17 protein-coding genes and 1 tRNA gene are annotated in these 21,594 nt (G+C 64.5%); 10 read left to right on the top strand and 8 right to left on the bottom strand.

Features of this window, described 5'->3' with window-relative positions; all coding sequences use genetic code 11:
• The first annotated feature begins 14 nt into the window (after positions 1–14).
• Entirely contained in the window at positions 15–1,565 is a 1,551-nt protein-coding gene (locus EOA24_RS03700) for a sugar ABC transporter ATP-binding protein (protein WP_126081376.1), read from the top strand.
• Positions 1,562–2,575 (top strand): ABC transporter permease, encoded by a 1,014-nt coding sequence (locus EOA24_RS03695; RefSeq protein WP_126081377.1) that lies wholly within the window; start codon positions 1,562–1,564, stop codon positions 2,573–2,575. The genes EOA24_RS03700 and EOA24_RS03695 overlap by 4 nt, the downstream gene beginning before the upstream one ends.
• A 31-nt stretch (positions 2,576–2,606) precedes the next feature.
• On the opposite strand, the gene EOA24_RS03690 is transcribed toward EOA24_RS03695, so the two are convergent.
• From EOA24_RS03690 to EOA24_RS03680, 3 genes are read right to left on the bottom strand one after another with little or no spacing between them, the layout of a single operon-like run.
• Positions 2,607–3,329, bottom strand: coding sequence for an ABC transporter ATP-binding protein (locus EOA24_RS03690; protein ID WP_126081378.1), 723 nt, complete (start codon positions 3,327–3,329; stop codon positions 2,607–2,609).
• On the bottom strand, positions 3,326–5,170 hold the full coding sequence (locus tag EOA24_RS03685; RefSeq protein WP_127409590.1) for an ATP-binding cassette domain-containing protein: 1,845 nt from the start codon (positions 5,168–5,170) through the stop codon (positions 3,326–3,328). Before EOA24_RS03685 ends, EOA24_RS03690 begins: the two co-directional genes overlap by 4 nt.
• 7 nt (positions 5,171–5,177) lie before the next feature.
• Positions 5,178–6,077: a branched-chain amino acid ABC transporter permease gene (locus EOA24_RS03680; protein ID WP_126081380.1), complete on the bottom strand. Its 900-nt coding sequence runs from the start codon at positions 6,075–6,077 to the stop codon at positions 5,178–5,180.
• Positions 6,078–6,653: 576 nt separating this feature from the next.
• On the opposite strand from EOA24_RS03680, the gene EOA24_RS03675 reads away from it, so the two are divergent.
• Positions 6,654–7,820, top strand: a complete 1,167-nt coding sequence (locus tag EOA24_RS03675) for an ABC transporter substrate-binding protein (RefSeq protein ID WP_126081381.1) — start codon at positions 6,654–6,656, stop codon at positions 7,818–7,820.
• A 67-nt stretch (positions 7,821–7,887) separates the two neighbouring features.
• On the opposite strand, the gene EOA24_RS03670 is transcribed toward EOA24_RS03675, so the two are convergent.
• Entirely contained in the window at positions 7,888–8,763 is an 876-nt protein-coding gene (locus EOA24_RS03670; protein ID WP_126081382.1) for an MBL fold metallo-hydrolase, read from the bottom strand.
• 339 nt (positions 8,764–9,102) lie between these two features.
• On the opposite strand from EOA24_RS03670, the gene EOA24_RS03665 reads away from it, so the two are divergent.
• The 5 genes from EOA24_RS03665 to EOA24_RS03645 are packed head-to-tail and all read left to right on the top strand — an operon-like array spanning position 9,103 to position 15,839.
• Entirely contained in the window at positions 9,103–10,080 is a 978-nt protein-coding gene (locus EOA24_RS03665; RefSeq protein WP_127409589.1) for an ABC transporter permease, read from the top strand.
• A 32-nt stretch (positions 10,081–10,112) separates the two neighbouring features.
• The gene (locus tag EOA24_RS03660; RefSeq protein WP_126081384.1) at positions 10,113–11,117 is read left to right on the top strand and encodes a sugar ABC transporter substrate-binding protein; all 1,005 of its coding nucleotides are present in this window, start codon (positions 10,113–10,115) and stop codon (positions 11,115–11,117) included.
• 23 nt (positions 11,118–11,140) lie between these two features.
• Positions 11,141–13,258 carry an SMP-30/gluconolactonase/LRE family protein gene (locus EOA24_RS03655; RefSeq protein WP_189343079.1) on the top strand — a complete coding sequence of 706 codons (2,118 nt, stop codon included), beginning with the start codon at positions 11,141–11,143 and terminating at the stop codon, positions 13,256–13,258.
• Positions 13,255–14,349 carry a strictosidine synthase gene (locus EOA24_RS03650; protein WP_126081385.1) on the top strand — a complete coding sequence of 365 codons (1,095 nt, stop codon included), beginning with the start codon at positions 13,255–13,257 and terminating at the stop codon, positions 14,347–14,349. The genes EOA24_RS03655 and EOA24_RS03650 overlap by 4 nt, the downstream gene beginning before the upstream one ends.
• Positions 14,346–15,839 carry a sugar ABC transporter ATP-binding protein gene (locus EOA24_RS03645; protein ID WP_126081386.1) on the top strand — a complete coding sequence of 498 codons (1,494 nt, stop codon included), beginning with the start codon at positions 14,346–14,348 and terminating at the stop codon, positions 15,837–15,839. Before EOA24_RS03650 ends, EOA24_RS03645 begins: the two co-directional genes overlap by 4 nt.
• 49 nt (positions 15,840–15,888) lie before the next feature.
• On the opposite strand, the gene EOA24_RS03640 is transcribed toward EOA24_RS03645, so the two are convergent.
• Genes EOA24_RS03640 through EOA24_RS03630 form a run of 3 tightly spaced genes read right to left on the bottom strand, consistent with a single transcriptional unit; the run spans position 15,889 to position 18,941 of the window.
• On the bottom strand, positions 15,889–16,626 hold the full coding sequence (locus EOA24_RS03640; RefSeq protein ID WP_126081387.1) for an SDR family oxidoreductase: 738 nt from the start codon (positions 16,624–16,626) through the stop codon (positions 15,889–15,891).
• Positions 16,627–16,652: 26 nt separating this feature from the next.
• On the bottom strand, positions 16,653–18,020 hold the full coding sequence (locus EOA24_RS03635; protein WP_126081388.1) for an MmgE/PrpD family protein: 1,368 nt from the start codon (positions 18,018–18,020) through the stop codon (positions 16,653–16,655).
• Positions 18,021–18,047: 27 nt separating this feature from the next.
• Complete coding sequence (locus EOA24_RS03630; protein ID WP_126081389.1) at positions 18,048–18,941, bottom strand: NAD(P)-dependent oxidoreductase; 894 nt, start codon at positions 18,939–18,941, stop codon at positions 18,048–18,050.
• Positions 18,942–19,157: 216 nt separating this feature from the next.
• Here EOA24_RS03630 and EOA24_RS03625 point away from each other — a divergent pair, with 216 nt between their 5' ends.
• Positions 19,158–20,129, top strand: coding sequence for a LysR substrate-binding domain-containing protein (locus EOA24_RS03625; RefSeq protein ID WP_126081390.1), 972 nt, complete (start codon positions 19,158–19,160; stop codon positions 20,127–20,129).
• Positions 20,130–20,548: 419 nt separating this feature from the next.
• Here the strand turns inward: EOA24_RS03625 and EOA24_RS03620 are convergent.
• Positions 20,549–20,638 (bottom strand) — tRNA-Ser (locus EOA24_RS03620).
• Between the two features lie 480 nt (positions 20,639–21,118).
• Here EOA24_RS03620 and EOA24_RS03615 point away from each other — a divergent pair.
• Positions 21,119–21,594: metallophosphoesterase family protein (locus tag EOA24_RS03615; protein WP_133374455.1), on the top strand; the 476-nt coding region annotated here is incomplete at its 3' end.

Here is a 21,594-nt window from a genome sequence, read left to right as displayed (position 1 = left end):
AACGGAGCGGCTAGGTGTCGGCGCCCGTCTCGGCCGCCGGCGCATGGATGCGCATCCGCGGCCTGACCAAATCCTTTGCGGGCGAACTCGCGCTCGACCGCGCCGATCTCGATATCGAGCGCGGCCGGGTGCACGGCCTTGTCGGCGCTAACGGCGCCGGCAAGTCGACGCTGATCCGCTGTCTCGCCGGCGTCACCAGTCCGGACCAGGGCAGCGTGACCATCGCGGGCAATGAGCTTCAGCTGGGCACGCCGAAGGCGTCCGAGCGCGCGGGCCTCGCCTTCATCCATCAGGAACTCAATCTGATCCCGCATTTCAGCGCCCTGCAGAACATGCTGCTCGGTGCGCCGAAGGTGACGCGGTTCGGCATGATCGACTGGAAGCGCTCGGGCGTCGCCGCGCGCGCCGCGGCCGAGCGCGTCGGCATCCGGTTTCCGCTCGACACGAAAGTCTCGGAGCTCTCGGTCGCCCAGCGCTGGCTGGTCATGATCGGCAAGGCGCTTACCCGCGACGCCAGCATGATCGCGATGGACGAGCCGACAGCCTCGCTCTCCGCGCCGGAAAGCGAGCAGCTCTTCGCCATCATCCGCGATCTCGCCGCCCAGGGCGTCGCCATCCTCTACGTGTCGCATCGGCTGGAAGAAGTGCTGCAGCTTTGCGACAGGATCACCGTGCTCCGCGACGGCCGCATCGTCAGCCAGGCCGAGCGCGGCGCGCTGGATAAGAAGGGATTGGTTCGCGCCATCATCGGCCATGCCATCCGCACGCCGGATGAGCGCGACCGCCTTGCCCCCGACCGCAGCCGGCAGCCGGTCTTTTCCGCACGCTCCATTGCCTGGAAGCAGGCGGTGAAGGATGTGAGCCTCGATCTCTACAAGGGGGAGGTTCTGGCGCTCGGCGGGCTCGTCGGGGCCGGCCGCACCGAATTCGCTCATCTCGTTGCCGGGCTCGCTCGCCCCGAGGCCGGCCATTTCGAACTGGACGGCAAGCGGCTCAATGTCGCCAACCCGTCCGAGGCGGTCGAGACAGGAATCGCCCTGGTGCCTGAGGAGCGCCGCTCGCAAGGGGTGATGCTGCAGCAATCTGTAGCTTTCAACATCAACATCTCAACACTGAAGCTGCTGCGCAGCGTGCCCGGTCTTCCGTTCCTTTCCGACGCCAAGGGCCGGCGGCAGGCGGAAAGCCTTGTCGCCCATCTCGGCATCAAGACGCCGAGCGTGACGGCCAGGATCGCCGGCCTTTCCGGCGGCAATCAGCAGAAGGCGTTGATCGCGCGCTGGCTGAATGCCGGCACCAGACTTTTAATCCTCGATGAGCCGTCGCGGGGCGTCGATGTCGGCGCGCGCGAGGAGATACATGACGCGATCCGCGCGCTTGCCCGCTCCGGCGTCGGCATCCTGGTGATCTCCTCCGACGTCGAGGAACTCACTTTGCTGGCCGACCGCGTCCTGGTGATGCGCGAGGGCCGCATCACCGGCGAACTCACCGGCGCCGACATCACCGAAGCGCACATCATCGAGCTCAGTTATCACGACGCGCATGACGATCAAGGAGAAGCGGCATGACGGCCGAGACTGTCCCCGTGGCAAAGGAAGCGCCGCAGGCCCGCAGGTCCTCGTGGAAGCGGACCGCACTGATCGGCCTGTCGCGCTACGGAACGATCATCGGGCTGCTCTTGATGGTGTTGTTCTTCTCCATCAACGCGCCTGGCGTTTTCCTGTCGCGCGCCAATTTCCTCAACATCCTGAGCCAGGCTTCGCTCACCGCGATCATTGCCAGCGGCTTGACTTATACGCTTGTAGTCGGCGAGTTCGATCTCAGCATCGGCTATGTGGCAAGCTTCGTCGGCCTCATCGTCACCGGCCTGATGGCCTATGAAGGCTTTCCAATCTGGCTGAGCATCATCTGCGCGCTCGCCCTCGGCGCCGGCATCGGCATCCTCAACGGCCTGCTGGTGACCAAGGTCCGGATCAACGCGGTGATCTCGACCCTTGGCATCGGCACGATGCTGACCGGCATCGGCTTCACCTACAGCGCCTTTCCGATCGCCACCGGCATCCCGCGCGCCTTCACCGACATCTCGCTCGGCCGCATCGTCTTCGGTCTGCCCAACCCGGTGATCATCATGGTCGTGGTGCTGCTGGCGCTCTGGACCGTGCTCAACAAGACCGACATCGGCCAGAAGATGCAGGCCGTGGGCAGCAACATGGAGGCGGCGAGGCTGTCCGGCATTCGCGTCGACCGCATCAAGATCTTCGCCTTCGCCACCGCCGGCTTCTGCGCCGCACTCACCGGCACGCTGCTCTCGTCGCTGCTCGGCAGCGGCACGCTGGCCGCCGCCGACGGCTACCTGCTCGACGCCTTTGCCGCGGTGTTCCTCGGGTCCGCCACCTTGCGCGAGGGCGAGTTCCACATTACCGGAACGCTGGTCGGCGTGCTGATCCTGGCGGTCGGCTTCAACGGGCTCAGCATCTTCGGCGCGCCCACCCATTTCCAGCCGATCTTCAAGGGCGGGATCCTGGTTCTCGCCGTCGGCATGTCGGCGCTCGCGCGGCGCTACGCCGCCTCGGCGTGAGAGGCGTCACCGCTCGAGACGGTTTCAGGCGTCAGCCGAGATATTTGTTGAGGATCGACATGCCGCCGGAGCGGATCGTCTCCGGCTTCATCTCGTCGACGATCTCGCCATGCGTCATGACGTAGAGCCGGTCGCAGACCCGGGTTGCGACGTCGGTGCGCTGCTCGACAAGAAGCAGCGAGGCGCCGCGTTGGCGCAACTCCAGCATCGCCTTGACCACGATGTCGACGGCAACGGGAGAAAGCGCCACCGACGGTTCGTCGAGCAGCATGATCTCGGGGTCGCTCATCAGCATGCGGCCGATCGCGACCATCTGCTGCTCGCCGCCGCTGAGGAATGACGACAGCCGCTGGCGATAGGCCTTGAGGACAGGAAAGAGGTCGTAGACAGACGCGAGCAATGTCTGGGTGCGCGCCCGGTCATGGCGCAGATGCAGGGCACCGAGTAGCAGATTGTCCTCGACTGACTGGTCGAGGAACAGGCGGCGCCCCTCCGGCGCGATCGCGGCCAACCCGCGGGCGATGCGGTGGGTGGGGAGCGCCGAGACATCGGTGCCGCCGATGCGGATCAGGCCGCGCCGCTGCTTGACGAGGCCCATGATGGCGCGCAGCACTGTTGTCTTGCCGGCGCCGTTCGGTCCTAGCAAGGCGACGGCCTCGCCCTTGCTGACGCTCAGCGCCACGTCGCGCACGACGTCGAAGCGGCCATAGCCGGCGCTTAACGAGTTGATTTCGAGGGTGGGCTGTTCGCTCATTCGCCGAGATACACCTGTCTGACCACCGGGTCGGCACGCACTTCATCGGCGGGGCCGGTGAGGATCACTTCGCCGGCGTTGAGCACGGTCACGCGGTCGCAGAGCGGGAACAGGAAGCGCGTCTGGTGCTCGATGATGATCATCGTCACGCCCTGAGTCTTCAGACTGGCTAGGATCGCGGCCAGATGCCTGACCTCCTCGGCGGACAGTCCGGTCGCCGGCTCGTCGAGCACGATGATGTCCGGCCCGGCCACGCAGACCGAGGCGAGCTGCGTCAGCTGCTCGATGCCGTGCGGGACGTCTGCTACCTGCCTCGCCGTCCAGTCGCCGGCGCCGACGAGGCTGAGAGCCTCGCTGGCACGGCGTTGCATGGCCGCGAGGTCGCGCCGGCCGGAGGCAAGCATCGGCCAGAGCGGCGCGCGGCGGACGATGCGCGGCACGCGATCGAAGAGCCCGACCATGACGTTCTGCGTCGGCGTCAGTTCCTTGACCAACTGCGCGGCCTGGAAGGTGCGCCGCAGTCCCAGCCGCGAGCGGCTGCTCGCCGGCATGCCGTCGACGCGTGTACCCTTGAGTAGGACTTCCCCGGCATGCGGCGTCAGGCGGCCAGATATCACATTGGCCAGCGTGCTCTTTCCCGAGCCGTTCGGGCCGATCAGGCCATGGATATGGCCGCGGCGGACGACCAGGTCGATATTGCGCAGGACCTTCGGGCCGAGCCCGTAGCCGAATTCGATGCCCCGGCACTCCACGATGACCTCGGAGTCTTTTGGCGAAGCGTACGAGGGCGCAATAGCGGGCGGGGCAGTCAAGGCTTCGGCCGCGGCGGCATCTGCCACCTGGGCTGTCCCGCCGGCGCGCCGTGCAAGCGCGCGCCGCGCAATGCCGACGACACCGTCGGGCAACAGCGTGATCGCCAGGATCGAGAGCGCTCCGTAGACGATCTCCTGCAGCCAGGGATTGATGTTGACGACATTCGGGAACATCGAGACGAACATGGCGCCGACGACCGGACCGATGCTTGTGTTGATGCCGCCGATCAGCACCATCACAAGCACGTTCAGCGACACCGACCAGTCGAACTGGCTGGGAGAGACGACGCCGAGGAACGAGAAGAGCCAGCCTGCCCCTCCGGCCATCGCGGCCGAGACGCCGAAGACGCCGACCTTGATCGCCGCCGTGCGCGCGCCGGCGGCCTCAGCGAACGGCTCGGCGTCGCGGATCGAAAGCAGGATCGGGTAGAGCGGCGAATGGCGAATATTCCAGACCAGGCCGAGGCAGGCGAGCAGCGCCAGCATGATGCACCACACCAAAGGTGTGCCGAGCCATTCCAGGCTTGCCGGGAAATCCGGAAAGGCCGGGCCGAGCAGTCCCTGTAGGCCGCCGGTGACGGTGACCATGTCGGTCGCCAGGACCGTCAGCACCAGCGTGAAGATGAAGGTGGTGATGGCGAAGTAGAGGCCGCTGACCCTAAGCGACATTGCGCCCACGGCCATGCCGATCAAGCCCGTTGCCGCCAGGACCAGCATGAGCAGGCCGAAGACGTTCCAGCCATAGTCGTTGGCAAGGATCGTCGTCGCGTAGGCGCCGATTCCGAAAAAGCCGCCTTGGCCCAGCGAATACAGGCCGAGCATCCCGGCCACGAGGTCGAGGCTGATCGCAAGGATGCCGAAGACAGCGGCCACCAGCAGTAGGCTCTGCAGGCCGAGGTCGGTTTGGGCGACATAGGCGGTGGCCGCTAGATAGGCGATCAGGGCAGCGGCCAGCCCGGCGGCGCGCCAGCGGCCGATGCGAAGCCTTGGAGCGGCGGCGCCCGACTGAGTATCGAATGCAGGGGCCATGCTCACCTCAGCCGCGCGTCATGGCCGCTCGGCGCGGGCGAAACAGTGGATTGCTGGTGCTGAACAGGCCTTTGGGCGAGACGATCAGGATCAGCACGAGCACGATGAAGGGGAACCAGTCCGAGGCCTGTGAATTGATCAGCGCGTTGGCGCCTTCGGCGCAGACGCCGAGCAGCACGCCGCCGAACATCGCCGCTATCGGCCGCTCGGTGCCGCCTCCGATCATCATGGCTATGAAGCCGTAGGTCCCGAACGTATCGCCGAGATAGGGATTGGCGAAGGTCGAAGGTCCGATGAGCAGGCCCGCGATCCCCGCGTAAACGGCGGAGACCGTGAAGGCGACGATCGCGACGATTGCTGTGTTGGCGCCGATGGCCGATGCCATCTCGGGATCGGCTGCCGTCGCCATGCCGAGCTTGCCGAACAGCGTATAGCGCCGCACGATCTCGAAGCCGGCGGCAAGCACCGCGGCGGTGACGATGGCGAGAAGCTGCTGGGCAGTCAGCACCGCGCCGCCGATCGGCAGGCTGATGCCGTTGAGGATCGGCGGAAAAGCCTGCGACGTCGGGCCCCAGATATAGGCGGCCGCATTTTCGACGATCACTGCGAAGCCTAGCGTCGACACCAGCCAGCCGAAGCTGAAGCGGTTCGACAAAAGGATCGGCCGCACCGCGATGACATAGGACAGGATGCCGACGATGCACGAGCACGCCAGGCCGGCAAGCGCGGCCAGCCAGACCGGATAGCCGGAGGAGGCGAGCTCGGCGGTGACCATGACGGTCACCATCATCAGCTGGCCCTGCGCGAAATTGATGATGCGGGTGACGTAGAACGAGATCGCGAGCGCCATGCCGATCAGACCGTAGATCGATCCTATCGCTACCCCGCTCAACACGAATTGCAGCACTGGTGGCTTGCCCCTCTCCCCTCGCCGGCGTCGCCTCCTCAGCCGGCTTGACCGCCTCGCGGGAGACGCTTCCGTCGGATAGCCGCCCGAATTCAAGATGAACCGTCGGGCGGGGGTTCCATGCCGCAATTTGTCCAGCTCTGGCCTGCTGCGCCGGTGTCAAAAACCTAGTCGAAAATGACCGTCCGGAAATAGCTGATGCGAGTGACATAACAGCTATGAGCGCAGCGATTGAACGGCGTTTCGGAACGGTGAAACGCGGGGCGCGGCGAGGCGGTCCAAGGCGTCTTTCGGCGCGCGGTTTTAGGAAGTTGGTTTGGTATAAAAGCAAGTGGGAGCAATAAGTTATCCTAGATGCCGAGCTCCCTTTTTGCGATACCGATGATCGTGCCCGGTCGGCTTCTCCAGTGGCATTGACAGGGTCGCTGAACCGGCTTCGGGGCGCTGGCGCTCGCGTTGACAAGGCCTGGCGACGGGATAGCAAAATCCATCACCGAGAGGGCGCGGGAAGCGCAGGGCAATTGAGCGATCGGGTTGTCGGTTCCTGCCCACCGATCGCAGGGAGGAAAATCAGACATGAGAAAACTCGCGACGACTTCCGCGATGTTGCTGGCCACGACGGCGTTCTGGGGGCTCTGCGTTCAAGCCAGCGCGGCGGACGAATATCTCATCGGCCTCATCGCGGGAACGACCGGCGCCTATGGTTCGACCGGTGTCGCCACGGTGAACGGCTCGCAGATGGCGGTCGACGAGGTCAACGCCGCCGGCGGTGTCGATGGCCACACCTTCAAGCTCGACCCGCATAACGACAATGCGTCGGCCACGCTGTCCGGGCAGCTCTATGAGAAGCTGATGTCGCAGGGCGCGATCGCTATTGCCGGCTCGCCCGACACCGGCCCGGTCACGGCGCAACTGGCTGAGCGCCATAAGTTCCCGACCATCGGCGTCGTCGACGATGGCGGCCTCACCGTCAATCCGGACGGGCCGACCAGCCCGCCGAACCCGTGGGTCTTCGACTTCGGTCTCAACACCTTTGCCTGGGGCGAGAAGATCGGCCAGCATGCATTGAAGCACTGCCCCGATGGCCTCGCGGTGCTGCATGATCCATCCACATACGGGCAGGGCGGTCTGTTCGGCATCCAGCTTGCCTATGACAAGGCCGGCAAGAAGATCGCCATGGATCACACCATCACCGAGAACTGGTCGACGGGCGCGACCGCTGGCCTGATGCCGGAGGTCAACGCCATCAAGGCCGCAGGCATCAAATGCGTCGACGTGTGGCTCACCCCGCAGGACCAGGCTGCCTTCGTGCAGGACCTGCATTCGATTGGTTACGACGCCATCGTCTACGGCAATGACGAGACCAACGCCGACGATACCTACTCGAAGCTCGCCGGCGACCTTGCCGATGGAACGATCACCGCGATGCTGACGACCGAGCTGCATCCGGGTCCGGAACTTCTGGCGTTCAAGGACGCCTACAAGAAGAAGTTCAACGTCGATGCCACGCCCTTCTCGGCGGGCGCCTATGACAGCATCAAGATGCTGGCGCAGGTCATCAAGGACGTGAAGTCGACGAATCCGAAAGACCTGCAGAAAGGCTTCAACGCGGTCCAGGGCTTCAAGGGCATGACCGGCAATATCAGCTTCTCCGAAAAGAGCCACATCACCATCACCGCCGAGCAGGTGACGCTGGTCAAATACGACGCCAAGAGCAAGACCTGGGTCGAAGTCACGGATTGACGTCTGGCTTAAAAACACACGGGCCGGTCCATCGGGCCGGCCCGGAGCCGTTTTTGATGTCCGTTTTCTAGAGCTGAACCATCCAGCTTTCAGGAACGAGGCGGAAGCCATCCCCCGCCTTCACCAGATGCGCGAACCCGGGCAGATGCAGGTGCCCGCCGGTGACGAGCAGCCGCTCGTTGGCGACATGCTCGAAGATCTTGCGGCGGTTTTCATGCGCCAACGCTTCATCAACGTCGAACTCGCTGGTGACCTGCGGCCGCGGAATCTGGATCTCCGGCACGTGCACCGTGTCGCCCCACATCACCAGCGTTTCGCCGGCCGAGTCGAGCTGATAGCCGCTATGGCCGGGCGTGTGTCCAGGCAGCGGAAGCTGCCGGATGCCCGGCACTACCTCGCCGCCTTCGGCGGGATGGAAATGACCCCGATAGCTGGACAGCAACGCATCGGCCGAACCGGTATAAGGCCGCGCCGCGGCGGACTTTTCAGCCTTCTCGGGATTGGACCAGAAGTCGAGATCATCCCGGTGAACGATGACTTCAGCCCGTGGAAAGAGCGGCTTGCCCGAAGTGTCCATCAGGCCGCTCGAATGGTCGGGATGGATATGGGTGAGCAGGACGGTGTCGAAGTCCGTGGGCTTGAAGCCGGCGGCTTCGAGATTCTGCGGCAGCAGCCCCATGGAATAGACCGTGGTCGACCCGCCTCCGGCGTCGACCAGGACGGTGTTCTTGCCCGTCTCGATCACGAAGGCATTGACGGTGAGACGCGGTTCCGTGTGCCGGAACTGCTCGCGCATCAGGCCCTCCATGTCGCCGCGATCCGTCCCGCGCAGGATGGCCACGCTGATATCGAGGAAACCGTCATTGATGACGGTCACCATGGCATCGCCCACTCGGCGTCTGTAGACCCCCGGCGTCTGTTTGCGCGGCTCGTCCGTCATCATTTCCTCCCGGTGCGACAGGCGCCTTTGGCGCCTCCTCTTGTCGCTCAGCAGTTTTGCGCGATTGGCAAGGCGGAGTGAAGCGATGAGGCAGTGCGGAATCAGGATAACAGCTATGGCGCTTGTCGCATGACAGGCCTTGCCGACGATGCCGAAAGTGTCCGGCTTTCAACCCACCGCACAGCTCAGGCGTCCGATGCCCCGCCCGGCATGAAACATAACTGATATTCCCTGGGCGGATATGTCTTGAGCCAGCCAAAAAGGGGATGGTCGCGGCGAGGAAAAGCAGGTCGCGAAGGGCTTCGCGACGGGCCGGCAAGGCCTGGTTCGGGAGGTGGCGCAATGGCCAAGGCGCGGTTGTCGCAGGAGGGCGTGGTGTTCGCGCTCGCCGTCGCGCTGTTCGTGGTTTTCGCCGCCACGCTGAACAATTTCCTGACCGCGGGAAATCTGATCGCTCTGGTGCGCAGCGTCTCCATCCTGGGCATATTGGGCCTCGGCATGGGGCTGGTCGTCATCGGCCGCGGTATCGACCTTGCCATGGTGGCGACCATGGTGGTGTCGCTGTCCTGGGTGCTGTCGATGGCGCAGGCCGGTATGCCCTTCGACACGGCTCTGGTCTACGGCGCCCTGCTGGCACTGGTCATCGGTTTGGGGAGCGGCATCCTGATCGCCTATGCAGACATTCCCGCCATCTTCACTACGCTTGCGATGGGCCTCGTGATGTATGGCTCGGGACGCGCCTTCCTGTTCCAGATCGACGTTCAGAACTCGCCTGCCGGCGTCGACTGGTTCGACTTCCTTGGACGAGGGGCTTTCCTCGGCCTGCCGATGCCCATCGTCGCCTTTGCCGTGCTGGCCGCACTGGTCGCGCTGGTGTTGATGCGCACGCGCTTCGGCCGCTTCGTCTACGCGGCCGGAGACAATGCGTTCGCCGCGCGCATCACCGGCCTGCCGCTGCGCCCGCTGATCGTGGCGCAATATGTGATCAGCGCTCTGATCGCTTTCCTCGCCGGCGTGGTGATGGCCGCCGCCGTCTCGGGAATGAGCACGCGGGTCTACAACTCGACGATGATCTACGACGTGCTGCTGGTCGTCGTGCTCGGCGGCATCAGCCTCAGCGGCGGCCGCGGCAGCGTGCGCAACGTGCTGGTGGGGACGCTGCTGGTCGGCGTGCTCCTCAACGGCATGACCATCCTCGACATCACCTACACGACGCAGAACCTCATCAAGAGCCTGATCCTGCTGCTCGCCATCACGGTCGATAGCTTCATCAACCCCAGGGACGAGCAGACTTCGCAACAGAGCCAGGGCGACATCTGAAGACAAGCTTTGCAATCCAATGGGAGGAAATCATGAAATTCAGAACTATCCTGGCGGCCGGGCTCATGGCACTCGGCCTGGCGGGGGCCGCACATGCCGATGACGGCCTCGACAATCCGTCGCGCAATCCGTTCTACGACGGCCTCAAGGGCAAGCGCGTCGTCTTCATTCCGCTGGCCATGGGCTTCGACCTGACGGAGGGCTGGGCGGCGATCATGCGCAAGCAGGCGGCCGACCTCGGCTACACGCTCGAGATCCGCGACCCGAACTGGAGCACGGATGCCGGCACGCGGGCGCTGACGGCGCTCATCGCCGAAAAGCCAGACCTGATCATCGCGCACAATCCTGACGTCCAGTCCTATGCGCGCCTTTTGAAGCGTGCGATGGACGCCGGCATCAAGGTGGTCCAGCTCAACCTGGAATCGGTAGTGCCGACCGACGCCTATGTCGGCGCCGACTGGTCGCGCGTCGGCTATATCGAGTCGGACGCGCTGGTGAAGCAGTGCGGCACGGGATCGGGCAAGTCCGGCAAGATCGCGATCATCCGCGGCCAGCCAACAGCGGCGTCGGACCTCTACGAGCTCTATGCCTACAAGCAGACCTTCGCCAAGGACCCGGCGATCAAGATCGTGTCCGAGCAGGCCGCCCAGTATGATCCGGCCAAGGCGCGCGCCATCATGGAGACGGTGCTGCAGCAGCATCCCGATCTCTGCGGCGTGGTCGGCAACTGGGACAACCAGGATGTCGGCGCGGGCGCTGCCATCCAGGCGGCGGGCAAGGCAAACGACGTCTATGTCGTGACCTCGGGCGGCGGCAACCAGATCGGCTGCGACAACATCCAGAAGGGGCTTCTCGACCTGATCATCAGCTATGACGTGCCGCTGCAGGGCAACGCGATCAACCAGCAGATCGTCCAGACGCTGCTGTCGCCCGCCAAGGCAGGCGAATCGAAGACCTCCTACTACACGCCGCTGACGCTGCTGACGAAAGACAATATCGGTCCGCGCACCTGCTGGTCGCTCGACCAGTTGAAGTGAGCCGGGGCAAGTCAATCAGCATCATGTCAAGCGACACTCTAGCGTCTCTGCGCTCGCGCTATCTCCCCGATCATCTGATCGGGGAGATCATGTCCAAGCGATGGATCGACAACGCCATCCCGTTCACCGCGCTGGTGCTTACCGTGCTGGTGATGGGATCGATCATTCCCGACTTCCTGTCGCTGTCCAGCTTGTCGGATCTCGCCCGGCAGTTCGCCGAATTCGGGCTTGTCGTCCTGGCGCTCACCGTCGTCATGATCTCGGGCGGCATAGATCTCTCAGTGGCCTCGGTCTTTTCGCTGGCCGTTCTGTTCTCGCTCATCGGCGTGAATGTCTACGAGCTGCCCGTGCCGGCTGTTCTCGCCGGCATTCTCGGCATGGGAATGATCTGCGGCGCCATCAACGGCGTGCTGATCGGCTATCTGCGGCTGCGCGCCTTCCTGACGACGCTGGTCAGCCTGATCATCTTCCGCTCGCTCTACGAGATCGTCTTCGTGCGCATGTCGACCTCGATCATGTCGGGGTTCTCGATGTCGGATCTGTGGGTGTTCATCGGCGAAGGCACGGTGCTCGGCATTCCGGTGTCGCTGGTGATCACGCTGACCATCGCGCTTGCCTGGCATCTGGTGCTCTCTCGCATGCGACCCGGCTGGCGGTTGACGGCCGTCGGCGGGGCGCGGCGCTCGGCCTTCAATGCCGGGATCAATGTGCGCTTCATGGTGTTCCTCACCTATGTCGCGTCGAGCACCATGTGCGCGCTGGCCGGCTTCCTGTTCGCCGCACGCCTCGGCAGCACGGGGTCCGACACCGGCGTCGGCCTGGAGGTCCAGGCGCTGACCGCCGCGGTGCTCGGCGGGACCGCAATCGGCGGCGGCCGGGGCTCCGTCGCCAAGGCCATCATCGGCAGCCTGCTTGTGCTCATGCTGACCAACGGCCTGATCAATCTCGGCATCAGCGGTCCGATAAACTCGACGATCCTCGGCGCGATCCTTTTGCTCGCCGTCTTCGTCGACATGCGCTGGCAGAAGCACCGCCACCGCATCCTGGCCAAGGTCTATGTCTCGCCCGCTTATCTGTCGCTGCCGCCTTCGCCGCAGGTCGATGCGCCCGGCTCACCCTATATGCTCAACGACCGCCTGCGCTCGGTCGAGATCATTGGCCTCGGCGAGATCGAAGGGCCGGAGGATGTCATCCTCGATCGCGACGACAATCTCTATTGCGGCACCCGCCACGGCGACATCGTGCGCTTCTTCGGCCCCGATCATAAGCGCTCGGAAGTGTTCGCGCATATTGGCGGCCATCCGCTCGGCATGGCCTTCGACAAGTCCGGCAATCTGCTCGTCTGCATCGGCGGCATGGGGCTTTTCCAGGTGGCGCCCGACAAGACGGTCACCAAGCTGACCGACGAGACGAACCGCAGCTGGTTCTCGGTGGTGGACGATTCGCGCCTTCGCCTTGCCGACGACGTCGATGTGGCGCCGGACGGCCGCATCTATTTCAGCGAGGCGACCATCCGCTACGAGCAGGAGGATTGGGCGACCGATGCGCTCGAGAGCCGCGCCAGCGGGCGCATCATTTGCTACGACCCGCGCACCGGCAAGACGCATACGGAAATCCCGAAACTAGTGTTCGCCAACGGCGTCGCCATGTGCTCCGACGGGCAATCCTTCATGTTCGCCGAGAGCTGGACCTGCTCGATCAGCCGCTACTATTTCGACGGTCCGAAGAAGGGCAGGACCGAGAAGGTGATCTCCAATCTTCCGGGTTACCCAGACAACATCAACCGCTCTTCCGACGGCAATTACTGGCTGGCGCTGCTCGGCATGCGCGGGCCGGCACTCGATCTAGCACTGCGCATGCCCGGCTTCCGTAAGCGCATGGCCCGTCGCGTCGCGCCGGACCAGTGGCTCTATCCCAACATCAATACCGGCTGCGTGGTGAAGTTCAACGAGAAGGGCGAGATCCTCGACAATCTCTGGGACCTTGGCGGCCTCAACCATCCCATGATCACCTCAATGCGCGAGCATCGCGGCTGGCTCTATCTCGGCGGCGTCTCCAACAACCGCATCGGGCGCTACCGCCTGCCCGATGCCGACCCGAACTGGTGCGCGCAGGACGCCTATTGGGGCGCCCGTTCATGATCGGCGCGATCTGGAAAGCCTGGGCCAATTTCCGCGGCTTCGATCTCACCGGCAGCACCGTGCCGCCGATGGACGGGCCGTTGCGGCCGAACGCGAAGCTCGACGCGATGCCGGTGCTGATGCAGCTCGACGGCGTCGACAATCTCACACCCGCGCATGACGGCATCCTCTGCTCTTCCGGCAACAACCTGCTGACCCTTTCAACCAGCGGCGATGCCTCGCAATTTGAGCTGAGCGCGCGTTGTCCGATGGATGGACTGGTGACCAGCATCGCCGCCCTGGACGAAAACCTGGCGATTGCGGTCGAAGGTCGCGGAATTCTCCTGGAAAGCCCCGGCACCGCCTCAAGGCCGCTGAAGGTCGAAGGCATCAATCCTTCTTGCGTGACGGCCATGGTCTTCGCCGATCCGACGACATTGTTCGTCGCCGTCGGATCGGATCGCCACGCGGCGAGCGAATGGAAGCGCGATCTGATGACGAAGTCGGCGAGCGGCTCGGTGTGGCGCATCGATACCCGCAGCGGCCGCGCCGAACGGCTTCTGGGCGGGCTGGAGTTCGCGGCAGGCCTGGCGCTTTCGGGAGAGGACATCTTTGTCGCTGAAGCGTGGCGGCATCGCGTCCTTGCGCTGGCGGGCGGCTCACAGCCCCGCGTCGCGCTTGCGGCCTTGCCCGCCTATCCGGGTCGCATGACGCAGTCCGCCTCGGGCGGCTTCTGGCTGGCGATGTTCGCGCCCCGCAATCCGCTGGTCGAATTCGTGCTCAAGGAGGACGAATACCGGCGCCGCATGGTCGACACGATCGATCCGGCCTACTGGATCGCGCCGGCGCTTGCGACCGGAAAGAGCTTTCTCGAGCCGATCCAGGGCGGCGCGCGCAAGAAACTCAATATGCTCAAGCCGTGGTCGCCGGCATGGTCGACCGGCCTGGTGGTGCGATGCGACGACCGCATGGCCATGCTGCGCAGCTACCAGAGCCGTGCCGACGGCGATGTCCATGGCGTGACGTCGCTCTGCGAGACAGGTGGCAGGCTGATCGCCGGCGCCAAGGGCTCGGGCAAGATCGTGGCAATCGACGACGAGACGGCGGCATGAATTCACTGGTTCAACTGCGCGGTGTGTCCAAGGACTTTCGCGGCGTGCTCGCGATCTCGGACGTCAACCTCGACGTCCGTCCGGGTGAGATCCATGCCATCCTCGGCGAGAACGGCGCCGGCAAATCGACGCTGATGAAAGTGCTGGCCGGCGTCTATCAGCCGTCCTCGGGCGAGATGGTGCTGGACGGCAAGCCGACGGTTTTCAACTCGCCTTCCGATGCGCTCGCGCATGGCGTCGCCATGGTCTTCCAGGAGACCAATCTGGTTCCGTCGATGTCGGTCGCGCAGAACATCTATCTTGGCGACGAAAAACTCTTCAACCGCCTGCGCGGCCTCAACATCCAGGCGCAGCGCTATCTTTTGTCGCTCAATTTCTACGTCGACCCCACGTCGCAGGTTTCCACCCTGGGCGCCGGCAAGAAGCAGATGGTCGAGATCGCGCGCGCCGTGCATCATCATGCCCGGCTCATCATCTTCGACGAGCCGACCGCGACGCTGACGCCGGAAGAGAAATTCCACTTCTTCAACCTGGCGCGCCGGCTGAAGGAGCAAGGCATCGCGATCATCTTCATCAGCCATGCGCTGGAGGAAGCGCTTTACCTGTCGGACCGCATCACGGTGATGCGCGACGCCAAGGTCGTCGTCACCGACGACACGCGCAATTTCGACCGCGATCGCATCGTGCAGGCGATGGTCGGACGGAGCCTGTCCGGCGAGCTCTATGCCGGCGAGAAGCGCAAGGCGCGGCCGATGGGCAAGAAGATCCTGAGCGTCGAGAACCTGTCGATGGGCAATACGGTCCGAAACACCTCCTTCTCGGTGTTCGCGGGGCAGGTCACCGGCATGTTCGGCCTGGTCGGGGCGGGGCGAACGGAGACGATGAAGATCGTCGCCGGCGTCTTGAAGCGCGACTATTTCCACGGCGGCACCGTACGCTTCGAGGACCGGCCGGTCCGTTACCGCACGCCACGGCCCGCTGTGCGCGACGGCGTCGTCTATGTCACCGAGGACCGCAAGATCGAAGGCTTCTTCGAGACGATGACGATTGCCAGCAACGTCCAGCTCGGCGCGCTGGCGACCGGCAGCAATCCGCTGACCGCTGTCACGCCGCGCAATGCGCGCGAGCTTGCCACGGCCTGGACCAAGCGACTGGGCGTCAAGGCGATCGATGCCGATGCGCGCGTGATCGAGCTGTCGGGCGGCAACCAGCAGAAGGTCGTGCTGTCCAAGGCGCTCATCCAGAAGCCGAAGCTGGTCATCCTGGACGAGCCGACGCGCGGCGTGGATGTCGGCACCATCGTCGAGATCCACAACTTCATCAACGAGCTTGCCGACAGCGGCATGGCGGTGGTGGTGATCTCGTCCTATCTGCCTGAGATACTGGCTCTCTCGGACCGTATCCTCGTTGCGCGGCAGGGGCGCGTCGTCGAGGAGATGGACATCGCCGAGGCCAGCGAAAGCCGCATCATGTACGCGGCCGTTCACTGAACAGGCCGGCCCCGGCCGCCCGGCTCAGTGCAGGCCTGGGCGACGGGACCTACCACCTGTTCGTAGGCAGCACGAACATCTGCGCGATCTGGACATGCGGCGGCTGGCTCAGCGCGAACATCACGCAGCGCGCCACGTCCTCGGGGTCAAGCGCCATGCCGAAGCGCTCGAAATATTGCCGCGCCGCTTCCTCGTCGCCGCGGTGGCGGGTCGTGACGATGCTGGTGCGCGTCAGGCCGGGCATAATCTCGATGACCCGCAGCGGCGTCTCCGCGAGCTCACCGCGGATGATGTCGCTCAGCATGTGCACGCCTGCCTTGCTGGCCGAGTAGGGCGCCTGCTCGGGCACGATCCGGAGCGCGCTGATCGAGCTCATGTTGACGATGTCGCCGCGGCCGCGCGCGACCATGCCGGGCAGGATCGCGCGCGTGACGCGCATCAAGCCGATCAGATTGGTCTCGATGATGGCAGACCAGTCATCCGCCGATCCCTGGTCGAAACGGATGCGGCCGCCAATATCGTGGCCGGCATTATTGACCAGTATGTCGATGTCGCGGAATTCCGCCGGCACCTGTTCCAGGCAAGCGTCGACGGCCGACGCGTCGGTGATGTCCAGCGGGAGCGCAAAGACCTCGCCGCCCAGTTGGTTTGACAACGCCTGAAGCGCCTCGGCCTGCCGGTCGGCAAGCACGATGCGCGTGCCGTCGGCCTGGAGGCTTGTCGCGATGGCTCTGCCGATGCCGCTCGCGGCGCCGGTGACGAAAGCTGTCTTTCGCCGAACTGTCATTCAGCGTCCTCCATGCGCCTTCCCGCTCAAGCCGCTCTTCGCGGCCTGGCCTTTTCCTTGGTGGCGCAGAGCGGCATCAGCCGGCCGGCATCCTTCTTGGACTCCAGCCGGTCGATGAAGTCCTCGATCGACCTTGCGGCCTCGCCGCCCACGATCGGCGCGGCGGCCGATCTGAAGCGCTCGCGGATTTCGGCTTCGGTCGCCGGGATCACATCCGGAAGCCCCATCGACAGCTGCCGCCCGTCCCCGAGCACGACATCGATGCTGGCGCCCTGCTTGGCCGGAAACTGTGCCGTCAGTTCGTCGCTAGCCGAGAGGTCGCTGGCATCGATCAGCCGCAGCGTCTCCTTATCCCGCAGGTCCCTGTAGTTGTCTTCCGAGAGACGGCCGCTGGCGAACACCGCTGCAACGCCATAAGGAATGCTCATCTTGGCCTGGAGTGAACGCTCGAAGGGGCCGGTGTTGTCACAACCCGGATAGGCCGCCGCGGCGGCGGGGACACGGATGTGGATCCGCTCGACGGGGGCTGCGCCGGGACCGATCATCTCGACGAGCTTGAGCGCGGTCTGGCAGGCCGTCTGGGCGAAATTACAGGCAGGCGCCGCCTTGTGGTAGACGGCCAGGATATCGGCCTCGCCGTCGGGGAAGAGCTGCACCGGCCCCCGCATCGGCCGGCGTGCGAAGGCGGCGAAGTAACCGGATTTTCCCTCAAGCACGTCCGGGCTGCCATAGGCACCGGCGGCCGCAAGCTGGACCGCCATCCAGGCGTTGCGCGCGGCAAAGCCCGGATGAAAGAACATGTCCGATCCGCCGCTCTTCGGCCACTGGTTGAGGCCGGACGACGTGTTGGCGGCAAAGGCGATCGCGGCCGCGGTCTGTTCCTTGTCGAGGCCGATGAACCGCGCGGCGCCACATCCCGCGCCGATCGGAGCCACCAGCCCCGTCGGCCTGAACAGTCCCGAAAGCTCGCGGTCGATGAGCATCCGGCCCAGCCGCCCGCCGACCTCATAGGCGACGATTGCCGCCCGCAGCAGGTCGATCCCCGAAACCGTCTTCGTTTCGGCGAGCGCCAGCAGCAGCGGCCAGACGACGACGCCGTGATGGCATACGGATCCGGCGTGCATGTCCTCGCGGACCAGCCCATGCCCCTTGACCGCATTGACGAAGGCCGCGTCCGCCGGTGTGGCCTGCCGACTTTCGCCAATGATGTGGCCGCCGCGCGCCGGCGTCACCGCGGCCAGCGCTTGCTGGCTCGGATCGAGCGCGGACGCCTCGAAGGCGCAGCCGAGGAAATCGAGCAGACAAAGCTTTGCCTTGGCGGTGACGGCAGGACTGAACACTTCCAAGGGCAGGCCGGCCAGCGTGTCGGCCAATTGCTTCGTGAAGCTTGCCATTTCCCAAGTCCTCCGCGGTTCCCACCTTCAGGCGCGGATTTCTATTCCCGCCCATTCTTCGACGATGCGTACCATCGAAGTGAAGTCCGAGTCCGGTCCGAAACGGGCATTCGTGGCGGCGAGCATCTGTCTTACCAGCGAGCCCGCGACCATCGGCACGCCGAGATTCTCCGCCTCGTCGACGCACATGCGGACGTCTTTGTAGGAGAGGGCGGTGGCGAAGCCGAAATCGAACGTTCCCGGCAGCACAGCGCGGGGAAACTTGTCCTGGGTGGCGCTGTTGCGGCCGCTCGAGGCATTGATAATGTCGCACATGATGCGCGGGTCCAGCCCGGATTTCACACCCATCGCCAGCGCCTCGGCCGAGAGCAGGATGACGGCCGCCGCGATCATGTTATTGCCGAGCTTGGCGACCTGGGCGGTGCCGGCGTTTTCGCCACAGTAGAACCGCTTGCCGAAATTGGCCAGCACCGGGTCGATCTCATCGAACACCGACTTCTTGCAAGAGACCATTACCGCGAGCGAGCCGCTGCTGGCTCCGGCGATGCCGCCAGAAACCGGCGCGTCGACCCAGGCGATGCCGCGGCCGGCCAGCTCCGCCGCGATGGTCTTGGCCATGCTGGGCCCGGTCGTTGACAGGTCGATCACCACTTTGGCTTTCGCGCCCGATGTCAAGCCATCGGCGCCGAGCACGACCTCCTTGACGATCGGCGGCGTCGGCAGGCTGCAGAACACCACCTCGGCCTCGTCGGCGACGGCGGCGGCCGTGGCGGCCACGCTTATAGAATTGCCCGGCAGGTCCGTGGCGGCATCCGGCCTGCGGTCATGGACGATGACATGGTGGCCCGCTTCAGCAAGCCGTCTTACCATAGGCGCGCCCATGCGGCCGAGCCCAACGAACCCAAGCGTTCGAGTCTGCAAAGTTTTTACTCCGGGAAGGCCGCCTGGTGCAGACGGCCATGAGCTAGCAAATAAGCCAATTCCAGAGCGCAGCATAAGCTTCGCTCGCCGCATAACAGCTTTGCAGGGCGCCGGTTGGGCCTCCCTTGTCAACCATCGCTCAGTGCCCCAAACTCAGGCGTTTGCCGCGTGCTTCGACAATGCGGTTTCCCGCATTCGAGCCAAGGGCCGCACCTGATGTTCGATCTGAAGCAACTGCAGCTTTTTACCGCCGTGGCCGAGTTCGGCAGTTTCTCACGCGCGGCGGTGGCGCTTTCGATTAGCCAGCCGGTGCTCAGCCGGCAGATCAAGTCGCTCGAGGACAAGGTCGGCGTCGCGCTGCTCTATCGCAATGGCCGCGGCATCGTGCTTACGGAAGCCGGCAAGATCCTGCAAAGCTACGCTGTGGCCCTGCTTGAGCAGGCCGCGCGCGCCGAGACGGAACTGGCGGCGCTGCGCTCGAACCCGCGTGGCACGATCGTGCTCGGAATGCCGCCCTCGGTCGGCGTCGTGCTGACGGCGCCGCTGGTGCAGAATTTCCGCGTCCAGTTCCCGCAGGTGAGCCTGAGGGTGATCGAAGGCTTCAGCGGCCATCTGCTCGAATGGCTGGTGATGGGCAAGATCGACGTCGCGGTCCTGTACAACGCGCCGAGGATGAACAATCTTCTGGCAGAACCCATCCTGCGCGACGAGCTGTTCCTGCTCGGCGCCAAAAACGACCCACACAATCTCGGGCCAGGCCCTGTCGATGCGGACGTGATGTCCCGGCTGCCGATGATCCTGCCAGCGAGGCCGCATGGCCTGCGCGTGGTGCTGGATCACATTCTCGGGTCCGCCGGCATCGAGCCGAATATCGAGGTCGAGGTCGACGCCATGCCTTCGACCTTGCGGCTCGTCGAAGCGGGGATAGGCTACACCATCCTGTCTTATTCAAGCTGCCACAACCTCGTTGCCGAAGGCAGGATCAACTACTGGCGCATCCGCAATCCCCCGATCGAGCGGGAGCTGCTTCTGGCCACGTCCAGCCAGCGGCCAACCACGACGGTCATACGCGCGCTGACGACGCTCATCCGCGATGAGGTGCGTGTCCTGCGCAAGCTCGGGGTCTGGGAGCCGCGTCCGCCGTCTCCTGGCCCTGAACCTGCCGCTCACCTCGGACGAGTGGGATAAGGAGCGAGCCATGCCGGACGCGCGGGAAGGTACGGCGCTCCTCGGCATTGCCGGACGCAGATTCTCCGCTTGGGCTTCAGCGGTTCTCGCTATGAGGGGGGGCGTTCTTTCGTGCGAAAGGCGGTCTGCCGCGTCGCATTGGTTAGGATCTAACCCTGCCCGCGCTCGCACGTTGCCCGCACGCCGTGAGGCCATGCGATATACAAGATCTTCTTCGGCTTCCGCCCTCGAAGCCTGCGGCCGCAAGCTGACGTCTGCTTGCGGCCCGAATAGGATGCTGACCACCTCGACGTTGAGCGACGCTGTGGCGGACTGAGCGGATTCTTGGCGGTTTGTTACGCAGATTAAGGTCGCTTCGATCTTGAAGGACTTCAATAATGATCTAAGTGTATGAAATCATTGATTTATTAGGAAAATTCTGGCGGAGAGAGCGGGATTCGAACCCGCGTTACGGTTTCCCGTAAACACACTTTCCAGGCGTGCGCCTTCAACCACTCGGCCACCTCTCCGTCCTTGACATCTCGCGCCGGCCGGTTTTGCCGCGCGGGTTGGGGAGATGCTCCCGTGGGAAGTCCTCGACGGACATGGTGTGCCTTCAACCGGCGGGCAACCCTTCCCTGCACCCGCTAGCCGTCTAGGCAAACAGGCGCGGGGCTCATCTAGTCGATCCGAAAGCGAATGCCAAGCCATAATGGCGATGCAAAGGCTTTTGGCCGTGGATGGCCTCGAAGGCCGCCGCAACGAGGGCGTGCCGCGCGTTCGCGTGATGTATGCGGGCCGACCCGTAAGACCGTTCGCGCCTAAGCTGCAGCCTGGTTTCAGCGTGCGTGAGAGGGTGGACAGCGATCTGCAGGCAATGTCGTGGAAGTCGACAAGGTGACCGCATTGGGGGGAATCTCCGCCGTAAGCTCGCGCAGGGGCATTGAGCCGGATCAAATTCCTTGCAGCCGTCGCCTTGCTATGTTGCTCGCTTCCCGGGACAAGGTTGAATGCGCATCGCGATCCTGTCTGACATCCATGCCAACCGTGAGGCGTTCGACGCAGTCCTGGAGGTCGTTCGGGAGCAGGCGCCGGACCAGCTGGTTCTGCTTGGCGATCTGGTCGGCTACGGGCCCGATCCTGTCTATGTGGTCGAGAAGGCCGCCGATCTGGTGGAGGGCGGCGCGTTCTGCATCAAGGGCAACCACGATGAAGCGGCGGCCTTGGGCCGGACCGACATGACGGAGAACGCGCGGGCCGCCATCGAGTGGACTCGCGAACGGCTCGCCCAGGAGCATCTCGACTTTCTCGCGCAGCTGCCGCTTTCGCTCCGGTCCGAAGACCGGCTGTATGTGCACGCCAGCGCGGAGCGGCAGGAAAAATGGTTGTACATACGCGACGTCGACGCGGCAGAACGCTGCCTCTCCTCAAGCGATGCCCGCTTCATCTTCTGTGGCCATACCCACGTTCCAGCCATTTACTATGC

Origin of the sequence: Mesorhizobium sp. M2A.F.Ca.ET.039.01.1.1, from assembly GCF_003998035.1 — a bacterium.
GTDB lineage: Bacteria > Pseudomonadota > Alphaproteobacteria > Rhizobiales > Rhizobiaceae > Mesorhizobium.
This window is presented reverse-complemented; position numbering and strand designations above follow the sequence as displayed.

Excerpts from the sequence above, each read along its gene's own strand:
- EOA24_RS03695 (WP_126081377.1), top strand. The coding sequence starts at position 1,562 with ATGACGGCCGAGACTGTCCCCGTGGCAAAGGAAGCGCCGCAGGCCCGC.
- EOA24_RS03660 (WP_126081384.1), top strand. The coding sequence starts at position 10,113 with ATGAAATTCAGAACTATCCTGGCGGCCGGGCTCATGGCACTCGGCCTG.
- EOA24_RS03665 (WP_127409589.1), top strand. The coding sequence starts at position 9,103 with ATGGCCAAGGCGCGGTTGTCGCAGGAGGGCGTGGTGTTCGCGCTCGCC.
- EOA24_RS03645 (WP_126081386.1), top strand. The coding sequence starts at position 14,346 with ATGAATTCACTGGTTCAACTGCGCGGTGTGTCCAAGGACTTTCGCGGC.
- EOA24_RS03685 (WP_127409590.1), bottom strand. The coding sequence starts at position 5,170 with ATGGCCCCTGCATTCGATACTCAGTCGGGCGCCGCCGCTCCAAGGCTT.
- EOA24_RS03640 (WP_126081387.1), bottom strand. The coding sequence starts at position 16,626 with ATGACAGTTCGGCGAAAGACAGCTTTCGTCACCGGCGCCGCGAGCGGC.
- EOA24_RS03675 (WP_126081381.1), top strand. The coding sequence starts at position 6,654 with ATGAGAAAACTCGCGACGACTTCCGCGATGTTGCTGGCCACGACGGCG.
- EOA24_RS03670 (WP_126081382.1), bottom strand. The coding sequence starts at position 8,763 with ATGATGACGGACGAGCCGCGCAAACAGACGCCGGGGGTCTACAGACGC.
- EOA24_RS03655 (WP_189343079.1), top strand. The coding sequence starts at position 11,141 with ATGTCAAGCGACACTCTAGCGTCTCTGCGCTCGCGCTATCTCCCCGAT.
- EOA24_RS03625 (WP_126081390.1), top strand. The coding sequence starts at position 19,158 with ATGTTCGATCTGAAGCAACTGCAGCTTTTTACCGCCGTGGCCGAGTTC.
- EOA24_RS03650 (WP_126081385.1), top strand. The coding sequence starts at position 13,255 with ATGATCGGCGCGATCTGGAAAGCCTGGGCCAATTTCCGCGGCTTCGAT.
- EOA24_RS03635 (WP_126081388.1), bottom strand. The coding sequence starts at position 18,020 with ATGGCAAGCTTCACGAAGCAATTGGCCGACACGCTGGCCGGCCTGCCC.
- EOA24_RS03690 (WP_126081378.1), bottom strand. The coding sequence starts at position 3,329 with ATGAGCGAACAGCCCACCCTCGAAATCAACTCGTTAAGCGCCGGCTAT.